This window comes from Saccharopolyspora sp. SCSIO 74807, from assembly GCF_037023755.1.
In the GTDB taxonomy this organism is placed as follows: Bacteria; Actinomycetota; Actinomycetes; order Mycobacteriales; family Pseudonocardiaceae; genus Saccharopolyspora_C; species Saccharopolyspora_C galaxeae.
This window is the reverse complement of the sequence record NZ_CP146100.1, coordinates 492,405-514,967: the sequence shown is the minus strand read 5'-3', so window position 1 is coordinate 514,967 and position 22,563 is coordinate 492,405. Positions and strand designations below refer to the sequence as shown.

Here is a 22,563-nt window from a genome sequence, read left to right as displayed (position 1 = left end):
AGGGCGGCCGACCACAGGACCGGACGAGCCGGCCACCGGTACGGGCCGCCCTCGACCGCTCACAGCAGACCGAGCTGTTGCAGGTCGGTCACGTACTTGCCGATGAGCGAAGCCGACAGGTGCGGGATGTCCTCGTCCGCACCGATACCGGCCGCGCGCACCGCCTCGTGGAACCGTTCGGCGGGAATCCCGGAGCCCGGCACCGGCTCGTCCGGCTGCTGGAAGGCGTGCAGCAAGGGCAGCAACGAATGCTGCCGCTGCGTTTCCGGCATCGCCCGAACAGCGGTCTCGAACCGGCCGATCCAGTCGTCGAAGTCGTCGATCCGCTGGATCGAGTGCCCCGCCTCGTTCAACCAGTCCACGAACACGTCCAGCGAGATGCCGTCATCGTGCGGATTCAGCACGTTGAACGTCTGGTACCCCGCCGTGTTCCGCGCGCCCAGTTCGGTGATCGCTTCGGCGGTGAAGTCCGCGGGCAATCCGTCGTAGTGCGCCCGCGGCCGCGCACCGTCCGCGCCGGTCCGGTAGAAGGAACGCGGTGCGATGCCCGTCGCGACGAGGCTCAGCAGCAGCCGGGTGAACATGTCGGGCACGTTCAACTGCCCCGTGTAGCGGCTGTGCGCGAGGATCATGTCGGAACGGAAGACCGCGGCAGGCAAGCCGAACTGCGCGTGCGCTTCCCGCAGGAGCACCTCACCGGCCCACTTGCTCGTCGCGTAGCCGTTCGCGTAGGTCTCGTCAAGTTCGCGGACGGGGCTGGTGACCCGGATGTCGGCGTCCTCGTCGAGCGCGGACGGGTCCACTCCGGCGGCCACACCGACCGTCGACAGGTAGGTGATCGGCTTGATCCGCGTGGTCAGCGCCATCCGGATCAACTCGGCCGTGCCCACGACGTTGGGACCGAACAGCTGGCCGTACGGCAGCACGTGGTTGACCAGCGCGGCCGGGTGCACGATCAGATCGACGTCGGTTGCCAGCCTGTTCCAGGTGGGCTCGTCGAGACCGAGGTCCGGCTCACCGATGTCCCCGGCGAGCACTTCGAGGTGGTCGGCCGCCAGCGCCCGGTAGTGCCGCAGGAGTTCCGGATCACCGCTGTCGAACGCCTCGTCCAGCCGCTTCCGCGCCGCCGCGGAGTCCGCACCGCGGACGATGCAGATGAGCTTTCCGCCGCGTTCGCCGAGCCGTTCCAGCCAGTCCAGGCACAGGAACCGGCCGAGGTAGCCGTTCGCGCCCGTCAGCAGCACGGTTTGCGGGGCCGTGTCATCCGGCTGGGGGAGGGTTTCGGCGGTGTCCAGCGTCTGCGCCGCGATGAACTTGTCGAGCGCGAGGTCGCCGGCGCGCACCTGCGTGCTTTCCCGGCCGTGCACTGTCGCGAAGGTGGGCCGTTTCGCTCCCGAGGACCGCTCACCCTCGATGTGCCGTGCGATCCCACGCAGGTCGTTGGCCGGGCTGATGACGACACCGACCGGAACTTCGACGTCGAAGATCTCCTGCAAGAGCTTGGAGAACGACAACGCGGACAGCGAGTCACCGCCGAGGTCGGTGAAGTGCGCCTCCGGACCCACGTCGCTGCCTGCGCACCCGAGCAGCGCCTGGGCGGCTCGGCTGACCGTTTCCAGCACCGGTTTGTCCCGTCCGGTGCGGCGCAGCGTGCGCAGCTCGCTGGCCTGCCCTTCGGCGAGTTGCGCGTACAACTGCTCGAGCTGCTCGCCGTACCGATCGGTGAGCTTGGGCCGCAGCAGTTTGCGCGCGTCCGAGAGCAACCCGTTCTCGTTGGTGAACGGCTCGGTTTCGATCAGGAAGTCGCGCGGGATCTCGTAGGAGTTCAGCTCGGCCTCGTTCGCGACCTGCTGCAGCGATTCGCCGATCCGCGCCTTGAGCGCCTCGGTGTTCCCGTTGCGCTCGAGTGCGTCATCGGTGGGCACGATCACCGCGAGCAGGTACGCGCGGACGCTGCTGCCGTAGACGAAGATCTGCTTGACCAGCGGGCTGGTGGCGAACACCGACTCCAGGTGGGAGACCGCGACGAATTCGCCTTGCGAAAGTTTCAGCACGTTCTTCCGGCGGTCGACGTAGGCCAGCCGATCCGGGCCGATTTCGGCCATGATGTCGCCGGTCTTGTAGAAGCCGTCCGCGTCGAATACCTCGGCGGTGACCTCCGGCCTGTTGAAGTAGCCCGGGAACAGCGAATCGGCCTTGAGCAGCAGCTCGCCGCGCGGATGCGGGGAGTCGGTGCGGAAATAGCCGAGTTCGGGGACGTCCACCAGCTTGTACTCGGTCACCGGCGGCCGCTGCACGTGCGTGTTGATCAGCACGCCACCGGCCTCGGTAGAGCCGTAACCGTCGTTCAGCGGCAGGCCCAGGCAGGATTCCACGAACTCGTGCATTCCGGTGGAGATGGGCGCACTGCCGCACATGGCGTGTACGACCCGGCCACCGAGGAAGTTCTCCCGCAGATCCTGCTTCACCGCCGCGTCCAGTTCTTCCTGGTCGCCGAAGTCGGCGGCGCGCCGGTCGAGTTCGCTCTGGTACTGCTGGAACAGCATGTCGCAGATCCGCGGGACCAGCATCAGTTCCGTGGGCCCGCTCAGCGCGATGTCTGCGAAGAAGGTGGACAGATCGCTTTTCGCGGTGAAGTACGTGGTGCCGCCGTGCGCGAGCGAGCTGACCAGGGAAGCGCGACCCGCGAGGTGGCTCATCGGCAGGTAGCTGATGGTGATCGACGGAACGTTGCTCGCCTTGGGCAGGAATCCGGCCCACACCCGGCGGACCAGCCATTCCGGGTACATGGCGCCCTTGGGCGTGCCGGTGCTTCCCGAGGTGTAGATGAGCAGCGACAGCGAGTCTTCCGATTCGGCGACGAACGGTGCCGGAGTCGGGATTTCCGCGCCCCGCTCGAGCACCGTGCCGAGCGCTTCGGCGGCGATGCCGGATTCGGCCAGCCGGCGTGCGCCCGCCTCGAACTTCTCGCGTTCTTCGTCGACTTCGGGGTGGTGGTCGAACACGATCACCCGCGGCTGCAACTCGCTGGAGATCGCCAATTCGACGGCCTTGTCGAGCAGTTCGACGCTCGTGGCGATGACCCGCGGCCCGGTTTCCTGCACGATCGGCTGCAGCTGGCTCACCGGTGCGCTGGACTGCAGCGGGACGGAAACGGCGCCCGAATGCACGCAGGCGAGGTCCAGCGTCGCGTAGTCGGTGCTGGTGAAACCGAGCAGGCAGACGAAGTCGCCGGCACGCAGCGAACCGTGCTGCCATTCGGCGGAAACCGCTTGCACCCGCGACCACAGTTCGCGGTAGGTGATGGTCTCGAACTCCGGGAGCAGCCGGTAGGCGGAACGCCCGGTGTCCGGATCCTTGGTCAGTTCCTTCGCGCGTTCGCCGAGGGCCGGTCGATCCGCATAACCTTCCATGATCGTGGCAACGGTTCGCGCCAAGCCGATTCCTGGTTGTTGCAGCGTGGCGTGCACCGATTCGAGCGGCTTGGCGTCCAAGATGCGCGGATCTTTCGCGGCTACCTCGTCCAGACGCTGTTCCGTTTGCGCTTTGACCGATTTGTCGTCGATATCGTTCTCGGGGCGAGAACCACCCATTGCAACGATCTCCCAATGCTCGCGACTGATTGCGCCGGGTTCTTCGCCGAACCCCTGCACACGCCAAGTGATTAGCTCAGCTAAAGATATCATTGGCACGATGCAACCATCAGTACGCGAACGTTGTGGGTTACCTCTCAGGGGTCGAGCGAACGGCATCCGACGCGTGGTGAGCCGCAGCGCGTAGAACCGCGATACGGGGTTTGCGCACGCGATCCGTCGCCGAGAGCGGCCATCCGGGACGGCGTGCGGGGGCTGAGCGACACACCTCGGTGTGACGTAAGAAATGCTTCGGCGAGCCTCCGCAGGCCGGTGGCCGCGATGTTTACGGTTCGCACCATGTCGATCACCACGCGTCAACGGGTGTTCTTCCACCTGGGATCGCCGAAGACGGGCACCACCTATTTGCAGGAGGTCCTGTGGCGCAACCGGGAACCGTTGCGCCGCGCCGGTCTGCTCTACCCGGGCGACCGTCCGGAAGCGCACTTCCAGGCCGCGATGGACCTGCAGGGCACGCAGTTCCAGGCCGACTGGGAGGACGCGGACGTGCCGTCGGCGTGGCGCAAGCTCGTCGAGCAAGCGCGGCAGTTCTCCGGCGACGTGGTGCTGTCCCACGAGCTGTTCTGCACCGCTGCTCCCGAGGACGTCGAGCGGGCCATGTCGGACCTCGCGTTCGCCGAGGTGCACGTGGTGTGCACCGCCCGCGACCTGGCGCGCCAGCTACCCGCTGTCTGGCAGGAGGACGTCAAGAACCGGCACGTGGTGAGCTTTTCCGATTTCAGCGCCGGTGTCCGCGGCGGCGAGGGGCGATCGCACTGGCTCAGCGAACTGTTCTGGCAGCGCCAGGACCTCCCCGCGATCCTCCGCAAGTGGGCGGTCGGGCTTCCGCCGGAGCGCGTGCACGTTGTGACCGTTCCGCGGCCGGATGAGGGGCCGAGCCGGCTGTGGGAACGTTTCGCCTGTCTGATCGGGGTAGACCCCGGTTCGTTCGACGCGCAAGTGGGTTCGCCGAACAAGTCGCTCGGCGTCGCCGAAACCGCGTTGCTGTCGCGTCTGAACGAGACGCTCGCGGATCGGCTGGACTGGCCGGGCTACGACAGCGTCGTCAAGTACCAGCTCGCGACCGAGATTTTCGGTGCTCGTGCGTCGCGCAGGCGCATCGCGCTGCCTGCCGAAGACCGACCTTGGGTGCAGGACCGAGCGAAGCAGCTGGTGAGCGAGCTCAGCACCGCCACCTACGACGTGGTCGGGGACCTCGACGAGTTGCTGCCGGCGACGTCGAGGCATTCGGGAGCGCACGACCATCCGGACGACGTCGAGGACCGGGAAGTGCTCGAAACCGCCATCGAGGCGCTCGGAGCCGTCCTCGAACGACACGCAGAGCTGGAACGAGCCACCGCCGCACAAGCGTCGTCCACGCGAAAGCAGCGGCTGCGCGGTCTCTGCGCTCGAAATGTGCTGTTGCGCAAGCTCTACCGGTGCGCACGTGCCCGGATTGCGCCCGCGCGATCTTCGCGCTGGGTTCCGCGAGGTGGCTGACGGACACATTCGGTATCGACGCAGCCGGAGCGAGGAGCTTGGCCCGAGACTTCCCGGCCGCACCCGAGCAGCGGGGAAACTAGGCGGACCTTGTCCGCGCATTGTCCGTAGATACTGACTGAGAGCAGCCGGAAGAGGCAGCCAGCGGCAGAACGCCACAACCATCCACTGGGAAGTCATTCCAGCTCAGCCGTCGTGTCTGCTGGCTGACGCGGGCGCCCTCGGCAGGACTCGAACCTGCGACACCTGCCTCCGGAGGGCAGTGCTCTATCCGCTGAGCTACGAGGGCTTGTCGTTGCTGACGTCGTTCACCTTAGCGCATGGGGCCGGACAGTCGATAAGGGGGCCTGCGCGGTCGCGATCTTCGCGGCGAGTCCACTGGGTGGGCGCCGTCTTGCATTCATGCGCATTCGACTATATATCCTGGGGCGAGCGGAGAGGAGGTTCCTGATGGGACACGGCCATGGACATGGCCACGGGCATGGCATGTCGGCGGACGTGCCCGCCAGCGCCTCCTGGCGCTACTCGCGGCGGCTAGCCGTGGCGTTCGTGGTGCTGCTGGCGTTCTTCGTCTTGGAAGCGCTCGTGGGGTATCTCGCGTCATCCCTCGCGCTGCTGTCGGACGCGGGACACATGCTGACGGACGTGCTCGGCGTCGGGATGGCGCTCGCCGCGATCACCGCGGCACGCCGCCCGGCGGCGGGGAAGCGGACCTTCGGCTGGTACCGCATCGAGGTGCTGGCGGCGTTGGCGAACGCCGTGCTGCTGTTCGGCGTCGCCGTCTACATCCTCGTGGAGGCCATCGGCCGGTTCCAGGAGCCGCCGGAAGTGGCCGGTGTGCCCATGATGCTCACCGCCGCCGCGGGACTGCTGGCGAACCTCGTGGTTTTCCTGCTGCTGCGCAAGGGTGCGGGAGAGAGCCTCAACGTGCGCGGTGCCTACCTCGAGGTGGTCGCCGATTCGATCGGCTCCATCGGCGTACTGCTCGGTGGGGGCCTGTCGCTGGCGTTCGGCTGGTACCTGGCCGACCCGATCGTCGCCGTCGCGGTTGGGCTGTGGGTGCTGCCGCGCACCTGGAAGCTCGCCAGGCAGGCGCTGCGCATCCTCGTGCAGCAAGCTCCCGAAGGCGTCGACGTGCAAGCGATGCGCGACGATCTCGGCGCGCTGCCTGCCGTCACCGAAGTGCACGACCTGCACGTGTGGACGCTGACCTCCGGGATGGAAGTCGCCTCCGCGCACTTGGCCACCCCGTCCGACGCCGATCACGGCGAGGTGCTGGTGGCCGCGCAACGGATGCTCGCCGAGCGCTACCGCATCGAGCACGCGACCTTGCAGGTCGAACCGGTCGAGTGCGCTCGCCGCTGCGAGGCGTTGACCTGGTGAAACGAAACCGGCCCGCACCGAGCGGTGCGGGCCGGTCCAGTTCGGCGCCCAGCGTCAGTCTTCGTCCTTGCCCGGAGTCTGCTTGGCGACCTGCATCAGGAATTCGATGTTGGTCCGCGACTTGCGCAACCGGTCCTGCAGCAGCTCCAAGGACTGCTGCGCGTCCAAGGCCGAGAGCACCCGGCGCAGCTGGTGGGTCACCGCCAACTCGTCCGGGGACAGCAGGATCTCGTCCTTGCGGGTGCTGGAGGCGTCCACGTCGACCGCCGGGAACAGCCGCTTGTCCGAGAGCTTGCGGTCCAGCTTGAGCTCCGCGTTGCCGGTGCCCTTGAACTCCTCGAAGATCACCGTGTCCATGGTGGAACCGGTCTCCACCAGCGCGGTGGCGAAGATGGTCAGCGAACCGCCGTTCTCGATGTTGCGGGCCGCGCCGAGGAACCGCTTCGGCGGGTACAGCGCCGTGGAATCCACACCACCGGACAGGATGCGCCCGGATGCCGGGGCGGCCAGGTTGTAGGCCCGGCCGAGGCGGGTGATCGAGTCCAGCAGCACGACCACGTCGTGGCCCATCTCCACCAGCCGCTTGGCGCGCTCGATGGACAGCTCGGCGACCGTGGTGTGGTCTGCCGGCGGCCGGTCGAAGGTCGAAGCGATGACCTCGCCCTTGACCGAGCGCTGCATGTCGGTGACCTCTTCGGGGCGCTCGTCGGCGAGCACCACCATGAGGTGGCATTCCGGGTTGTTCGTGGTGATCGCGTTCGCGATCGCCTGCAGGATCATCGTCTTGCCCGCCTTCGGCGGGGAGACGATCAGCGCGCGCTGGCCCTTGCCGACCGGCATGACGAGGTCGATGATCCGGCCGGTGAGGTTCTGCGGCTCGGTCTCCAGCCGCAGCCGCTCGTTCGGGTACAGCGGGGTCAGCTTGTGGAACTCGGAGCGGCCCTTGGCGGCGTCCGGCTCCAAGCCGTTGATCGCGTCCACCCGCACCAGCGGGTTGAACTTCTGCCGCTGCTGCTCGCCCTCCCGCGGCTGCCGGATGACGCCCTTGATCGCGTCACCGCGGCGCAGCCCGTACTTGCGGACCAGCGACAGCGACACGTACACGTCGTTCGGCCCGGCGAGGTAGCCGGAAGTGCGCACGAACGCGTAGTTCTCCAGCACGTCCAGGATGCCGGCCACCGGCAGCAGCACGTCGTCCTCGCGGACCTCCGGCTCGCCGCCGCCTTCGCCGCGGCCGCGGTTGCGGCGGCGGTCCCGGAACCGGCGTCCGCGCCTGCGGCCGCCGTCATCGTCGTCGTCCTGCTGGCGGTTGTCCTGCTGGCGGTTGCCGCCGTCCTGCTTGTCCTGCTGCCGGGAACCCTGGCGGTCGTTGCGGTCCTGGCCGCCGCGGTTGTTGTCCTGCCGGTCGCCGCGGTCGTCGCCCTGGTCCTGGTTCCCGCCGCCGCGCCCGGAAGAGCGGCGCCGCCGGTTGTTGCCGCCACCGCGGCGGGGCTCTTCCTCGCCGCCCTGGTCGGAGTTCTGCCGCCGCGGACGCCCGCGAGTCGGAGCACCGTTGGTGTTCTGCTCGGCGGTCGTGTCGCGCTGCTTCGGCGAAGAGTCGGTCTCGTCGAGCGCGGGCTGGTGCGCCTTGCCGCCGCCGGAGGCGCCGTCCTGCGCGGCCTTGCCGGACTCCGGCGCGCTCTTGCCGGTGTCCTCCTGCGTCGCGGTGGACTGCTTGTTGCCCGCGCCGCGGGAACGCTGCGGCGCACCGCCGCCCTGCCGCTCCTTGATGGCGGCGATCAGGTCACCCTTGCGCAGTCCGCCGGTGTCGATCCCCAGTTCCCCCGCGAGTTGGCGCAGCTCGGGGAGGAGCATGCCGGACAGCCCTCCGCGACGGCGCGGGGTGCCGTTGCTGTCGGTGCCCGAGGACTGGGCGGAGTCCTGCCCGCCGGCCGCGGGGACGCCGTTGGCCGCGTCGCTGCTCAACAGTTCGGTGTTGCTCACGAATGTCCTTCCTGACCGGACCGCGCCTCCTACGCGGCCCAGCGGATTGCCCGCCCGCTCATGCTCGCGGACGGCCTTTTGCGCTACCGGCCCGATGCCGGTCGAGTTCAACACGCACGCGCGGCTCGATCGGCGTCGGCGATTAGCCGGAACCAGCGGCATTGGGCGGTAAGAGGAGCCCAGCCCTGGCGTTCGTCCGATGTCGTTGCGCGGTTGCGGTCGTCACGCGCCTGCGTGCTGGAACCACGGTCCACGTGCGACGCATCCACTCCGATCCACACTTGCCGGTGCACGCCCTGCTGCCGCCTCACTCAGGTGTTGTCGTTCACGGGGAGCGCTGTGATTTCCGGTCCGGCCCGAAGTGTCGCCGTGCAGGACCGCAGACAGTGGCACCGGGGTACACGCCGATCCGGCGTCGATCGCCGCGGGCGTGCCCGCTGCCCCCGACTCGGCGGTTCGCCGAGTTCCCGGTACGAATCCACCGGAGCGGGGGCCGCCGCCTCGCGCGAACCCCATTGAGTTGACAACTCCTGCCTCTGCCACCGCGGCCGAGTACCCGCCGATCCTGACCTTCACCCGCGCCGGGTGGAGTCAATTCACTAGCGAGAGATGTGCCCCGGGAAACGATGCCCCGGATGCGGCACCGGCGCTCTGCGCGCGGTGACTGATTGACCTTGAGGGTAGACGCCCCGCCATCGAGGTGCAACAACCTCACCGGTCGCGGCCACACCCTCTGTCGATCATGGTGTTCGGCGTCCGCCGTGCTGCAACAGCCACGGAATTCGATCGAATCGGCGCCGCTCCGAGAGTGCCGCACAAGAACCCGATCGGCCTTGCAGCGAGCACTGCGCGGTGCCACCGAGCGAACCGGAGCCGTATCACGCACGTACAGCACCGGAACACCAGCCACCGGACTTCGTCCGGCTGACACTTCCTTTGTACCACCGCGCTCGGAGGAATGGTCCGGCCGGTCGGCTATTCGATCTGCGACCGCCCGGACACCACCCGAACGCCGCAGCGGTCCACCGGCAGGTGCAGTGCGGTGAAACCCGTGCTGTGCGCGGAATTCGGCAGTTCGCCGCGTGGCGGCAAGGCCAGCACGGTCGGCCCTGCGCCGGACACCGCGGCCGCCACCCCGGCGGCCCGCAACCGCCGCACCAGCTCGATCGTGGCGGGCCACGCGGGTTCCCGGTAGTCCTGGTGCAGCCGGTCCTCGGTGGCCACGGGCAGCAGCGACGGGTCGGTGGTCAGCGCGTGCACGGCCAGCGCCGCGCGTCCTGCGTTGAAGGCGGCGTCGGCGTGCGGGACCTGCGCGGGAAGCAGCCCCCGCGTGGTGTGCGTGGCGGATTCACCGGCGGGCACGAATGCTACCGGGTGCAGGTCGGCGTGCGCGGGCAGGCTCGCGGCCCGGAACCGGTCGCCGTCCTGCCAGGCGATCACCACGCCACCGAGCAGGCTCGCCGCGACGTTGTCGGCGTGGCCTTCCTCGGCGGCGGCCAGGTGCAGCGCCTGATCCAGGTTCTTGTTGTCCCGCAACGCGAAACCGGCGAGTTCGTAGGCCGCGGCCACGCCCGCGACGATCGCGGCCGCCGAGGACCCGAGACCGCGGGAATGCGGGATGCTGTTGCGGCACCGCAGCCGCACCGCACGCCGGGGCAGGCCGAGTTCGGCCCAGGTCCGGTGCAGCACTCGGACCACGAGGTGTTCGTGGTCGGTGGGGATCGCCGCCGCGCCTTCGCCCTCGGCCGAGACCTCGGCGGTGCCGTCCGGGCCGTCCACGACTTCGACGTGCACCGCGTCGTACAGCGCCAGGGCGATGCCGAGCGCGTCGAAACCGGGGCCGAGGTTGGCGCTGGAAGCCGGAACCGTGACCCGCACGGCCGCACCGGCGGATGGGGGGCCAGCGGGTGGGGGAGCGGCAGGCCCGCTCACGCCAGCTCCAGCGCGGTGGCCACGGCGCTCGGATCCACCGGCAGCGGCTCGACCTCGACCATGCCCGCCAGCGCGGTGTCGGGGTCCTTGAGCCCGTGACCGGTCACCGTGCACACGACCTTGGAACCCGCGGGCAGCCTGCCGTCCTCGGCGGTGGCCAGCAGCCCGGCCACGCTGGAGGCCGACGCGGGTTCGACGAACACGCCCTCGCGGGAGGCCAGCAGCCGGTACGCGTGCAGGATGTCGTCGTCGCTGACCGCGGCGAACAATCCGTCCGATGCGGTCTTCGCGGTCTGCGCGCCCTCCCAGGACGCGGGGCTGCCGATGCGGATCGCGGTGGCGATCGTCTCCGGTTCGGTCACCGGCTCGCCGCGCACCAGCGGCGCCGAACCGGCCGCCTGGAAGCCGAACATCCGCGGCGTGACCGGGATCAGGCCGTCCGCGGCGTACTCCGCGTAGCCCTTCCAGTAAGCGGTGATGTTGCCCGCGTTGCCCACCGGCAGGCAGTGCACGTCCGGTGCCGCGCCGAGCACGTCGCAGATCTCGAACGCCGCGGTCTTCTGCCCCTCGATGCGCAGCCGGTTCACCGAGTTGACCAGCGTCACCGGGTGCTCGGCCGCGGTCTTGCGGGCCAGTTCCAGGCAGTCGTCGAAATTGCCCTGCACCTGCAGGATCTTCGCGCCGTGCAGCACGGCCTGCGCGAGCTTGCCCATCGCGATCTTGCCCTGCGGCACCAGCACCGCGGAGGTGAGCCCGGCGCGCGCGGCGTAGGCCGCGGCCGATGCCGAGGTGTTGCCGGTGGATGCGCAGATGACTGCCTTGCTCCCGGCGGCGAGCGCGTGCGTCATGGCCACGGTCATCCCGCGGTCCTTGAACGAGCCGGTCGGGTTCGCGCCCTCGACCTTGAGGTGCACTTCGCAGCCGGTGAGCGCGGAGAGGTGCGGTGCGGGAACCAGCGGTGTCCCGCCCTCCTGCAGGGTCACCGCCGGGGCGCCCTCGGGCACGTCGACGCGATCCCGGTACGCCTCGATGAGGCCGGGCCAGCCGGTCGCGCGCGCGGGCGCGCCAGGGATGTTCGGGGTCACGACGATTCACCTTCCACGCGCATCACGCTGACGACCTCGCGCACCGCGGGCAGCTCCGCAATCTTGTCCACAGTGGACTTGAGTGCGGCGTCGGTCGCGGTGTGGGTGACCACGACCAGGCTGGCCTCTTCGCCGCGGCCCGCCTGGCGCACCACCGAAATGCTCACATCGTTGTCGTTGAAGGTGGCCGCGACCTGCGAGAGCACACCCGGTTTGTCCGCCACGTCCAGGCTGATGTGGTAGCGCGTCGGCGTCGAGCCCATCGGCTGCACCGCCAGCTTCGCGTGCGCCGACTCCCGCGGCCCCCGGCCCGAGACCACCAGGTTCCGGGCCACCGCGACCAGGTCGCCGAGCACCGCGCTGGCGGTCGGGCCGCCGCCGGCGCCCTGGCCGTAGAACATCAGGTTCCCGGCGGCCTCGGCCTCCACGAACACCGCGTTGAAGGCGCCGCCCACGCTCGCCAGCGGATGGTTGCGCGGCAGCATCGCCGGGTGCACCCGGGCCGAAACGGCCTCGGTGCCGTCGGCGTCGACGACCCGCTCGCAGATCGACAGCAGCTTGACCGTGCGGTCCAGCTCCTTGGCCGCGGAGATGTCGCCGGGAGTGACCGCGGAGATCCCCTCCCGGTGCACGTCGTTGGCGGTCACGCGGGTGTGGAACGCCAGCGAGGCAAGGATCGCGGCCTTCGCCGCCGCGTCGAAGCCGTCCACGTCCGCGGTCGGATCCGCCTCGGCGTAGCCCAGCCTGCCCGCCTCGTCCAGGGTCTCCGAATAGCCCGCCCCGGTGGAGTCCATCGCGGAGAGGATGTAGTTCGTGGTGCCGTTGACGATGCCCATCACGCGGTGGATGCGGTCCCCGGCCAGCGACTCGCGCAGCGGGCGCAGCAGCGGGATCGCCCCGGCGACGGCGGCCTCGAAGTAGATGTCCACCCCGGCCTCGTCGGCGGCCTCGTACAGCTCCGAGCCGTACTCGGCCAGCAGCGCCTTGTTGCCGGTCACCACGGACTTGCCGGCCCGCAGCGCGCGCAGCAGCAGCGAACGGGCCGGTTCGATCCCGCCGATGAGCTCCACCACCACGTCGACGTCACCGTCGACCAGCGCGGTCGCGTCCGTGGTCAGCAGCTGCTCGGGCACCGCCGGGTGCTTGTGCGGGCGCCGTACCGCGACGCCGGTCACCTGCACCGGAGCTCCGACGCGGGCCGCGAACTCGACCGGCCGGTCCTGCAGCAGCCGCAGCACCTCGGTTCCGACCGTGCCGCAGCCCAGCAGCGCGACGCGGATCGGTGCACGGTCCTCGATCACTCACACCTCCAGCCGGAGCAGGTCGTCCTCGGTCTCCCCGCGCAGCAGCAACCTCGGCCGCCCGTCCCGCACCGCCACCACGGGCGGCTTGGGCAGCCGGTTGTAGTTGCTCGCCATCACGTAGCAATAGGCACCGGTAGCGGCGACCGCGAGCAGGTCGCCCGGAGCAATGTCCTCCGGCAGCCAGCAGTCTCGCACCACTACGTCACCGGACTCACAATGCTTGCCCACGATGCGGGACAGCGTGGGCGGCGCTTCGGCGGCGCGGGAGACCAGCCTGCAGTCGTAGATCGCGTCGTAGAGCGAGGTCCGGATGTTGTCGCTCATCCCGCCGTCCACGCTGACGTAGCGCCGCGAGACCCCGCCGTCGAGCTCGACGTCCTTGACCGTTCCCACTTCGTAGACGGTGACCGTGCCCGGCCCGGCGATCGCCCGGCCCGGCTCGACCGCCACCCGCGGCGGCTCGAACCCGGCGGACTCGCACTCCTTGCGCACGATCTCGTGCAGCCGGGACGCCAGCTCCGGCACCGGCAGCGGATCGTCCTCCGAGGTGTAGGCGATGCCCAGGCCGCCGCCGAGGTCGACGGTGTGCACGCTGTCCATCACCTCGGCGCCGTGCTCGGCGCGCAGGTCCGCCAGCAGCGCCACCACGCGGTGCGCGGACAGGCCGAACCCGTCGTCGTCGAAGATCTGCGAGCCGATGTGGCTGTGCAGGCCCACCAGCTGCAACGAGCGCGACTTGACGGTTCGCCGGGCCGCTTCCGCGGCGTCGCCGGAAGCCAGCGAGAAGCCGAACTTCTGGTCCTCGTGCGCGGTCGCGATGAACTCGTGGGTGTGCGCCTCGACGCCGACCGTCACCCGCACCATCACCGGTTGCAGCACGCCGTGCTCGTGGGCGATGTGCTCCAGCCGCGCGATCTCGTGGAACGAGTCCAGCACGATCGAGCCGACGCCGGCCTGCACCGCCGCGGTCAGCTCCGCGGTGGACTTGTTGTTGCCGTGGAAGGTGATCCGCTCCGGCGGGAAGTCGGCGCGCAGCGCGACGCGCAGCTCGCCGCCGCTGCACACGTCCAGGCTCAGGCCCTCCTGGGCGACCCAGCGCGCGACCTCGGTGCACAGGAACGCCTTCGAGGCGTAGTGCACCGAAGCGGGGTCGCCGAAGGCCGCCGCGTACTCCGCGCAGCGGGACCGGAAGTCGGCCTCGTCCAGCACGAACACCGGAGTGCCGTGCTCGCGGGCCAGCTCGCGGACGTCGGTCCCGGCGAAGCGCACCGCACCGTCGTCGCCGCGCTGCGCGTTGCGCGGCCACACCAGGTGGTGCAGTTCGTCGAGTTCGGCTTCGGCGGCCGGGGGCGGCCCGGCGGTGCTGCCCGGCAGCAGGACTTCGGCGTGCCGAGGCCCGGCGGGATGGGCGCGCATGATCGCGGCTCCTTATGAGAACTCGGGTGGATGCGGGTGCCCGCATCCGGACCGCCCGATCGCGGGCGGTGTCGGCAATTCACATTTGTTCGGGCGCGGTGACCCCGAGCAGCGCGAGGCCGTTGGCGATCACCTGGCGGGCCGCCTCGCACAGCTGCAGGCGGGCCACCGTCAGCGGGCTCGCCTGGTCGTCGCCCGGCTGCAGCACGCGGCAGGCGTCGTAGAACTTGTGGTAGGCGCTGGCCACGTCCTCCAGGTACCGCGCGATGCGGTGCGGCTCGCGCAGCTGCGCCGCGGAGAGCACCACCCGCGGGAACTCGCCCAGCGTGCGGATCAGGTCGCCTTCCCGCTCGTGGGTCAGCAGCGCCAGATCCGCCTGCTCGACCGGACCCCGCTCGATGCCCAGCGACTCGGCGTTGCGCTGCAACGACGAGAGCCGCGCGTGCGCGTACTGCACGTAGTAGACGGGGTTCTCGTTGCTGCGCTTGCTGATCAGGTCCAGGTCGATGTCCACCGCGGAGTCCACCGACGAGCGGATCAGCGAGTACCGGGCCGCGTCCACGCCCACCGCGTCGACCAGGTCCTCCATGGTCACGACGGTGCCCGCGCGCTTGCTCATGCGGACCGGTTCGCCGTCGCGCACCAGGTTCACCAGCTGCCCGATCAGCACCTCGACCGAGTCCGGATCGTCGTCGAACGCGGCGGCCGCGGCCTTGAGCCGGGAGATGTAGCCGTGGTGGTCCGCGCCCAGCATGTAGATGCACAGGTCGAACCCGCGGGAGCGCTTGTCGCGCAGGTAGGCGACGTCGCCCGCGATGTAGGCGGCGGCGCCGTCGCTCTTGATCAGCACCCGGTCCTTGTCGTCGCCGAACTCGGTGGAGCGCAGCCACCAGGCGCCGTCGGCGAAGTACAGGTGCCCGGACTCCTTGAGCTGCTCCACGGAGCGCGCCACCGCGCCGGAGCTGTGCAGCGAGTCCTCGTGGAAGAACACGTCGAAGTCGGTGCCGAACTCGTGCAGGCTGCGCTTGACCTCGTCGAACATCAGGCCCACGCCGATCCGGCGGAACGTCTCGTGGCGCTCGTCCGCGGGCTGTTCCAGCACGTCCGGCTGCTCGGCGCGCACCTGCTTGGCGATCTCGCCGATGTAGTCGCCGCCGTAGCCGTCCTCCGGAACGGGCTCGCCCTGCGCCGCGGCGATCAGCGAGCGCACGAAGCGGTCGATCTGCGCCCCCGCGTCGTTGAAGTAGTACTCGCGGGTCACCTCGGCACCCTGCGCGGACAGGGTGCGCCCGAGCGCGTCACCGACCGCGGCCCAGCGCGCGCCGCCCAGGTGCATCGGGCCGGTCGGGTTCGCCGATACGAACTCCAGGTTCACCCGCAGGTCCCGGTAGCGGTCGCCGCTGCCGAAGTCCGCGGCCGCGGACAGCACCTCGCGGACGATCCCGGCCTGCGCGTCGGCGGCGAGCCGCAGGTTCAGGAAGCCCGGTCCGGCCACGTCGACCTCGGCGATGCCTTCCCGCCCGGTCAGCTCCTCGGCCAGCCAGCCGGCGAGGTCCCGCGGCGGCACGCCGGCCTTCTTGGCCACCTGCATCGCGATGTTCGTCGCGTAGTCGCCGTGCTCGGGGTTGCGCGGGCGTTCCACGGTCACCGCGTCGGGCAGCACGGATATGTCCAGGCCGCGGGCGGTGAGCACGTCGACGGCGGCACTGCGGACCAGGTCAGCGAGAACGGCGGGAGTCACCTGATGCAGTTTAAGTGCCGGTCTTCCGAGTCGTTTTGCCTGGGTGGGCGGTGCCGGGTGAGCGCGTTGCTCCGTTCGCCGCGCCGCGTTCCGCCGGAACCGGCTGGTCACCGCGTTGTGAGACCGTTATTACCCGCCGTGTTCGAAATTCTCCCCTGTTGATCGCGGCGTCCCTAAACTGGCGAGCCGTCCCGGCGACGGCGGGTGGAGGACGAGGACGAGATGACCAGCGGCAAGAAGAACAAGGCGATGCGCAACGCGCGCAGTTCCGTTGCGCAGCAGCGATCCGTCCCGTGGCTCACGATCGCCGGGGTCGGCGTCGTCGTTCTGGTGGCGGCCCTCATCTTCGGATTCGTGTACATGGAGCACCGCGAGAACACGGCCTCGGAGAGCGCGCAGGCCGAAGCGGACGCTGCTGCGGCGCCGTTCAAGCCCTCGCCGCAGAATCCCGACCCGTCGAAAAAGATCCCCGGTGTCGAAACCGCCGACTATCCCGGTATGCAGCACGTGACGGCTCAGCAGCGGGTGGCCTACGACAAGGCCCCGCCGTTCGGCGGCCCGCACGACAACGTCTGGGCCGACTGCACCGGCGTGGTCTACCCGCAGGCGGTACGCACCGAGAACATGGTCCATTCGCTGGAGCACGGTGCCGTGTGGATCGCCTACGACCCGGAGAAGATCGGCGCGGACGGCGTGCAGCAGCTGGCCCGGAGGGTGCAGAACCGCCCCTACACGATGCTTTCGCCGTACCCGGGGTTGGATTCGCCGATCTCGTTGCAGTCGTGGGGACACCAGCTCAAGCTCGACGCTCCGGACGATCCGCGGATCGACCAGTTCATCACCGCGCTGCGGCAGAACCCGAACGGCGTGTACCCGGAGGTCGGCGGCTCCTGCCAGGCGATCCCGGGCGGGTTCGACACGCAGAACCCGCCGCCGTTCGACCCCGCTGCGCCGCCGCCGGACGCCGTGCCGATGAGCGGCGCGGGCGCGCAGAGCGGTGCCGGTGACATGGGCGGGGGCCGTTGACCGGCGCGGCGCGGAACTCGCGGTGGCCGCTGATGGCACGGGTAGTCATCGCGGCCGGGGTGGCGACGGCTCTGCTGCTGCTCGGTGCCGCCGCAGGACTGCTGATCGCCGGGCCGGCACGACCATCGGAGCCCGCGCCCGGCGCGGTCGACGTCGGCTTTGCGCAGGACATGTCGATGCATCACCAGCAGGCGGTCACCATGGCCACGCTCGCGCGGGAACGCGGCGGCGACGCCGAGGTCCGCGGGCTCGCGTTCGACATCGAGACCAACCAGCGCGACCAGATCGGCCGGATGCAGGGGTGGCTGAACTTGTGGGGGCAGCCACCGCAGGCGAGCGGTCCGCCGATGCAGTGGATGCACGGTGCCGAGCACCAGCGCGGGGGCGAGCACCAGCACGGCGGCATGGCGGCCGGGGCGGGGATGCCCGGCATGGCCGACAGCGCGGAGCTCGCGCGGTTGCGGACGCTGCGCGGGCCCGCTTTCGACACCGAGTTCCTGCGGCTGATGCTGCGCCACCACGAGGGCGGCGCGCCGATGGCCCGCTACGGCGCCGAGCACGCCGCGCTGGCTCCGGTGCGCGGGTTGGCGAGCAACATGCTCGGCTCGCAGGCGACCGAAAGCGAACTCATGCGCGCCATGCTCGCCGCGCGCGGCGCGGCCCCGCTGCCGCCGGGTTGAGTCAGTCCTGCCCGCAACGCGTTCCGGGGCGGCGCGCCAGCAGCGCGGCCAGGACGAACAGCGTCGCCGCGCCGACGACCAGCATCGGCAGCAGCGGAACCAGGACCTGATCGGTGCTGACCGCGCACGCCAGCAGCACCACCGGGTAGCCGAACCGCAGCACGCGCCGCTGCCACCGTCGCGACCACCGCACTTGGCCACCGCTGAGAACCGCGAGCCCGGCGGCGCACCCGAACATCAGCGGAACCGACAGCGCCGTGGAAGTGCTCTCGGCCAGCATCCGGTCCAGCGCCGCGGCCACGCCGGCGGTTCCGCACAGGAACAGCGGCGGCAAGGCCAGCCACGACCGGATCCCGAGTTCGCCGAAGAGGGAGCACTGCTGCACGCCGGAAAGTGTGTACACGAACGTCCCGGTTCGCAGGACCTCGCGGGCCGCCGTGCGCCGGACGGTCCGCGAGGCGCGCCGGGCGGTCGGTGCACCGCGCCGGGCGGCTGCCTGCCGGAATACCCCGCGGTGCCCCTGCGTTGCAGGTCAGCGCCCTCGATCTGGCAGAATGCCGGATCGGAAAAGGCACCGGTTCACCTCGCGGCGCACCCGGCGCGGGGACCCGGAGCCACGAACAGGAGGACAAGCGTTGAAGTCGGACATCCACCCCGGATACGTCACCACCGAGGTGACCTGTGGTTGCGGGAACACCTTCACCACTCGCAGCACCCAGGCCAGCGGCAACATCACCGTCGAGGTCTGCTCGAACTGCCACCCGTTCTACACGGGCAAGCAGAAGATCCTGGACACCGGCGGCCGCGTGGCCCGCTTCGAGGCCCGCTACGGCCGCCGCCCGCAGGGCGCTCGCACCAAGAAGTAGCTGAGCCGACGGCGCCCGCTCCCGCGACGCGCGGGGCGGGCGCCGTTGTCGTGCCGCACCTGTACCGGTCGAGAAGAAGGTTGCCGTGGAGACTTCGAAGCTCGAAGAGCTGCTCGCCGAGCATGCGGAGCTGGAACGGCGGCTCGCCGAACCGGACGTGCACGCCGACCAGGCCAACGCGCGCAAACTGGGGCGCCGCTACGCCGAACTCACCCCGGTGGCCAAGGCAGCCGGGGAATGGCACCGGGTGCGTTCCGACCTGGCCACGGCCCGCGAACTCGCCGACGAGGACCCGGCGTTCGCCGCGGAGGCCGAATCGCTCGCCGACTCGCTGCCCGCGCTGGAGGCCAGGCTCACCGAGCTGCTGCTGCCGCGCGACCAGCGCGACTCCTCGGACGTGCTGCTGGAGATCAAATCCGGTGAGGGCGGCGAGGAATCCGCGTTGTTCGCGGGCGATCTGCTGCGGATGTACCTGCGCTTCGCCGAGCGCCAGGGCTGGCGCGCCGAGGTGCTGGGCTCCACCGAATCCGAACTCGGCGGCTACAAGGACGTCACGGTCTCGGTGAAGGAGAAGGCCGATCCGGGCCCGGACGGCGTGTGGTCGAAGCTGAAGTTCGAGGGCGGCGTGCACCGGGTGCAGCGGGTGCCGGTCACGGAGTCCCAGGGCCGGGTGCACACTTCGGCGGCCGGGGTGCTGGTCTATCCCGAGACCGAGGACGTCGAGGTCGAGGTGGACGAGAAGGACCTGCGCATCGACGTCTACCGGTCCTCGGGCCCCGGCGGGCAGAGCGTGAACACGACCGACTCGGCGGTGCGGATCACGCACCTGCCCACCGGGGTCGTCGTCTCCTGCCAGAACGAGAAGTCCCAGCTGCAGAACAAGCTGCGCGCGATCCACGTGCTGCGTGCGCGGCTGCAGGCGATGGCCGACGAGGAGGCCGAGCGCGAAGCGGCCGAGACCCGTCGCAGCCAGGTGCGCACCGTGGACCGCTCCGAGCGGGTGCGCACCTACAACTTCCCGGAGAACCGGATCTCCGATCACCGGGTCAATTACAAGGCGTACAACCTCGAGCACGTGCTCGACGGCGACCTGGACGGCGTGCTGGGCGCGTTGATCACCGCCGACCGGGAGGAACGCCTCGCCTCGACCGGGTGAGCGCAGCCGTTCCGGCGTTTTCGGGCCTCGCCTGAGCGGGTCCGGAGATCACGCGCTCTAAGCTTGCCTCGTGACTCGACAGCCACTGCGCCTGGCCATCCTCGAAGCGGCACGCATGTTGTCCGCGGCAGGCGTGCCGAGCCCGCGCACCGACGCCGAACTGCTGGCCGCCCACCTGCTAGGGGTGGAGCGGACCAAGTTGATGATGGTGCCGCTGGTGGATCCGCCCGTGGTGGAAGCGCTGCACGCGCTGGTGCGGCAGCGGGCCGAGCGGGTGCCGTTGCAGCACCTCGTGGGCACCGCGACCCTCGGCAACGTGACGCTCAGCGTCGGTCCAGGCGTGTTCGTCCCGCGCCCGGAGACCGAGCTGCTGCTCGCCTGGGGACTGGCCACGCTCGAAGGGATCGAGCATCCCACCGTCGTCGACCTGTGCACCGGCACCGGCGCGCTCGCGCTGGCCGTGGCCAACGCGCGCCCCGATGCGACGGTGCACGCGGTCGAGCTGGACACGAACGCGCTGACCTGGGCGAGGCACAACATCGACCAGCAGGCCGCCGCGGGCGACACGCCGACCCGGCTGCACGCGGGCGATGTGCACGACCCGACGTTGCTGATGGACCTGGAAGGCCTGGTCGACCTGGTGCTGTGCAACCCGCCGTACGTGCCGGAGGGCACGCCGGTGCCGCCGGAAGTGCGCGAGCACGATCCGCACGAGGCCGTGTTCGGCGGCCGCGACGGGCTGGACGTGGTCCGGCAGGTGATCGCTTGCGGCGCGCGGCTGCTGCGGCACGGCGGCGGCATGGCGATCGAGCACGACGACACCCACGGCGGATCGGTGCCCGCGTTGTTGAAGGCCAGGAGGGTCCTGTGCGAGGTGGAGGATCACACGGACCTGGCCGGGCGTCCGCGGTTCGCCACCGCGTACCGGGCGGAACCTCAGCTGTGAGGTCGGGCTTCGCAGCCCGGAGATCTTTCGCCTGAGCGAGCGGTCCGGGCGCGCATGTCTGCTCGGAGGGTTCGATCAGGCGCCTCGGGTGGCGGCGCTGCGCGGCCGTTTCCCGAGGTGGCTCAGCGGGACTTGTCGCTGCGGGTCGGCGTGCCGGGCTGCTGGGCCTGGGCGCCGGGCTGCTGGGCCTGGCCCGGGACGGGCAGCTGGATCCGGCGGGTCGGCTGGTCGTGCGGGTTCGGCTTGGCCTCGGCCTGCGCGGACTCCGTCGCCTGCTGGGCCGCCTGCTGACCCGCGGTCGAACCGGCCGGGCTCGCCGCGGTTCCGGACGCCGAGGCGACGGGCATCGCGGTCGCCGACTGCCCGGACCGGACCGGTCCCGCTGCCGCAGTTGCGGCCGCACCGGTCTTCGAGCCGCTCTGGTTCCCCGGGCCGCTCCCGTTCGAGCCGGAGGCGCCCGGCAAGTCCCGCCGCCGGATCTTCTCGGTAGGACCGTCCGCGGACGCCGCAGGACCGTCCACGGACGCCGCGGCGTCCTGCGGCCGATCCGCCGCCACGGCCTCCTCGGCGCCCTTGCGCGCCTGCTCGCGGGCTTCCGCGGCGGCCTCGCGCAGCGCGGCCTCCTCGGAGTCCTCCTGGTCCAGCCGCTCCAGCAGCGGCGTCGTCTGCCCGAGCAGTTCCGCGGCGTCGCGCAGCTTCGCCGCCACCGTGTCCCGCAGCTCGGTCAGCGAGTGCACCTGGTCATCGGCCTTGGTCAGCCGGCGCTGGGCCTCCTCGGTGGTGGCCACCAGCCTGCGCTCGGCGTCCGCGCGGGCTTCCCGGACCAGCCGCTCGCTCTCCCGGGTGCCGTCGTCGACCAGGCGCGTCGCCTCGTCGGTGCACTCCTGGATCATCCGGTTGGCCTTCTCGGTGGCCTCGGCGACCAGGCGCTCGGCTTCCTGGGTGCTTTCCCGCTCGCGGCGCTGCGCGGCCTCGACGCTTTCCTGCTCGCGCTGCTGCGCGGCTTCGACGCTCTCGCGTTCGCGCTTCTCGGCGGCCTCGGTGCTCTCGCGCTCGCGGCGTTCGGCTGCCTCGGTGCTCTCCCGCTCCAGCTTCTCGGCCGCCTGGGTGGATTCGGTGTTGAGCCGGTTGGCTTCGTCGGTGGCCTCGCGGACCCGGCGGTGCGCCTCGTTGGTGCCTTCGCGGAGCCTGCGGTTGGCCTCCTCGGTGGCCTCGCGGACGCGGCGCTGCGCGTCGGCTTTGCTGGTGGCCTCCTGCTCGGCGAGGGTCTTCATCGACTCGGTGCGCCGAGCCGCCATCGCGATCTCGAAGTCCTCCTCGACCTGCGTCCGGCGGGCCTCGGACTCCTCGTCGGCGCGGACGCGGTTCTGCTCGGCCTCGGTGGTGATCCGCTCGGCCTCGGCCTTTGCCTTGTCCAGCACCGAGCGGTGCTCGGTCTCCATCTCGGTGCGCCGCTCGTCGACCTCGGCGATCAGCTTCTCGTAGCGGGTGCGCAGCGCGCCCGCCTCGGACTCGGAGCGGCTGCGGGTCTCGGCGGCGTCCTTCTCGGCGCGGCTGCGGATGTCGCCCGCCTCGTCCTGGGCGAGCTTGAGCATCCGCTGCAACCGCTCGCTGAGCCCTTCCAGCGTCGTCGGCGGCTTGGACAGCCGTTCGACCTGGCCGCGCAGGTTCTCGATCTCCGAGCGCGCGGATTCGAGCTGCTTGGACACATCCCGGGCCTGGGCGACGGCCGCGTCGCGGTCCGAGGTGAGGATGCGCAGATCGGCGTCGACCCGTTCCAGATGCTCGTCGACCTGAGCGCGGTCGTATCCGTTCTTGCGAACGAGGTCGAATCCCGAACCCAGCGGGAGTAGATCACGGTCGTCGGCGAGGCCCATGACGACCACGCTACCTGGAAGGCACCCGCGTTGTGG

16 protein-coding genes and 1 tRNA gene are annotated in these 22,563 nt (G+C 70.4%); 7 read left to right on the top strand and 10 right to left on the bottom strand.

Going from position 1 to position 22,563, the window contains the following annotated elements; translation table 11 throughout:
* Nucleotides 1-59: 59 nt before the first annotated feature.
* Nucleotides 60-3,752 (bottom strand): carboxylic acid reductase, encoded by a 3,693-nt coding sequence (gene car / locus V1457_RS02345; RefSeq protein ID WP_338599695.1) that lies wholly within the window; start codon nt 3,750-3,752, stop codon nt 60-62.
* Nucleotides 3,753-3,932: 180 nt separating this feature from the next.
* On the opposite strand from car, the gene V1457_RS02340 reads away from it, so the two are divergent.
* Entirely contained in the window at nt 3,933-5,132 is a 1,200-nt protein-coding gene (locus V1457_RS02340; RefSeq protein ID WP_338599692.1) for a hypothetical protein, read from the top strand.
* A 216-nt stretch (nt 5,133-5,348) separates the two neighbouring features.
* Here the strand turns inward: V1457_RS02340 and V1457_RS02335 are convergent.
* Nucleotides 5,349-5,421, bottom strand: a tRNA-Arg gene (locus V1457_RS02335).
* Between the two features lie 161 nt (nt 5,422-5,582).
* Between V1457_RS02335 and V1457_RS02330 the strand changes: the two genes are divergently transcribed.
* Nucleotides 5,583-6,515 (top strand): cation diffusion facilitator family transporter, encoded by a 933-nt coding sequence (locus V1457_RS02330; RefSeq protein ID WP_200070337.1) that lies wholly within the window; start codon nt 5,583-5,585, stop codon nt 6,513-6,515.
* 54 nt (nt 6,516-6,569) lie between these two features.
* Here the strand turns inward: V1457_RS02330 and rho are convergent, their stop codons facing one another.
* From rho to argS, 6 genes are all read right to left on the bottom strand, one after another.
* Nucleotides 6,570-8,498, bottom strand: a complete 1,929-nt coding sequence (gene rho, locus V1457_RS02325; RefSeq protein WP_200070336.1) for a transcription termination factor Rho — start codon at nt 8,496-8,498, stop codon at nt 6,570-6,572.
* A 975-nt stretch (nt 8,499-9,473) separates the two neighbouring features.
* On the bottom strand, nt 9,474-10,376 hold the full coding sequence (thrB, locus tag V1457_RS02320) for a homoserine kinase (protein WP_338599686.1): 903 nt from the start codon (nt 10,374-10,376) through the stop codon (nt 9,474-9,476).
* Between the two features lie 50 nt (nt 10,377-10,426).
* Nucleotides 10,427-11,515: a threonine synthase gene (gene thrC / locus V1457_RS02315; protein WP_200070334.1), complete on the bottom strand. Its 1,089-nt coding sequence runs from the start codon at nt 11,513-11,515 to the stop codon at nt 10,427-10,429.
* On the bottom strand, nt 11,512-12,816 hold the full coding sequence (locus V1457_RS02310; RefSeq protein ID WP_200070333.1) for a homoserine dehydrogenase: 1,305 nt from the start codon (nt 12,814-12,816) through the stop codon (nt 11,512-11,514). The genes thrC and V1457_RS02310 overlap by 4 nt, the downstream gene beginning before the upstream one ends.
* Nucleotides 12,817-14,235: a diaminopimelate decarboxylase gene (gene lysA, locus V1457_RS02305; protein WP_200070332.1), complete on the bottom strand. Its 1,419-nt coding sequence runs from the start codon at nt 14,233-14,235 to the stop codon at nt 12,817-12,819.
* A gap of 79 nt (nt 14,236-14,314) precedes the next feature.
* On the bottom strand, nt 14,315-15,976 hold the full coding sequence (gene argS, locus V1457_RS02300; protein ID WP_200070331.1) for an arginine--tRNA ligase: 1,662 nt from the start codon (nt 15,974-15,976) through the stop codon (nt 14,315-14,317).
* A gap of 222 nt (nt 15,977-16,198) precedes the next feature.
* On the opposite strand from argS, the gene V1457_RS02295 reads away from it, so the two are divergent.
* Complete coding sequence (locus tag V1457_RS02295; RefSeq protein ID WP_338599680.1) at nt 16,199-17,002, top strand: DUF3105 domain-containing protein; 804 nt, start codon at nt 16,199-16,201, stop codon at nt 17,000-17,002.
* A 32-nt stretch (nt 17,003-17,034) separates the two neighbouring features.
* Nucleotides 17,035-17,682 carry a DUF305 domain-containing protein gene (locus tag V1457_RS02290; RefSeq protein ID WP_338599677.1) on the top strand — a complete coding sequence of 216 codons (648 nt, stop codon included), beginning with the start codon at nt 17,035-17,037 and terminating at the stop codon, nt 17,680-17,682.
* 1 nt (nt 17,683) lies between these two features.
* Here V1457_RS02290 and V1457_RS02285 read toward each other — a convergent pair whose 3' ends face one another.
* A complete protein-coding gene (locus tag V1457_RS02285; protein ID WP_338599674.1) occupies nt 17,684-18,067 on the bottom strand; it encodes a hypothetical protein in 384 nt (127 codons plus the stop codon).
* A 250-nt stretch (nt 18,068-18,317) separates the two neighbouring features.
* On the opposite strand from V1457_RS02285, the gene rpmE reads away from it, so the two are divergent.
* From rpmE to prmC, 3 genes are all read left to right on the top strand, one after another.
* Entirely contained in the window at nt 18,318-18,548 is a 231-nt protein-coding gene (gene rpmE, locus V1457_RS02280; RefSeq protein WP_200070327.1) for a 50S ribosomal protein L31, read from the top strand.
* Nucleotides 18,549-18,633: 85 nt separating this feature from the next.
* Nucleotides 18,634-19,704, top strand: a complete 1,071-nt coding sequence (gene prfA, locus V1457_RS02275) for a peptide chain release factor 1 (protein ID WP_200070326.1) — start codon at nt 18,634-18,636, stop codon at nt 19,702-19,704.
* Nucleotides 19,705-19,774: 70 nt separating this feature from the next.
* Nucleotides 19,775-20,650, top strand: a complete 876-nt coding sequence (prmC, locus tag V1457_RS02270; protein WP_200070325.1) for a peptide chain release factor N(5)-glutamine methyltransferase — start codon at nt 19,775-19,777, stop codon at nt 20,648-20,650.
* A 122-nt stretch (nt 20,651-20,772) separates the two neighbouring features.
* On the opposite strand, the gene V1457_RS02265 is transcribed toward prmC, so the two are convergent.
* Complete coding sequence (locus V1457_RS02265) at nt 20,773-22,527, bottom strand: M protein (protein ID WP_338599669.1); 1,755 nt, start codon at nt 22,525-22,527, stop codon at nt 20,773-20,775.
* Nucleotides 22,528-22,563 lie beyond the last annotated feature (36 nt).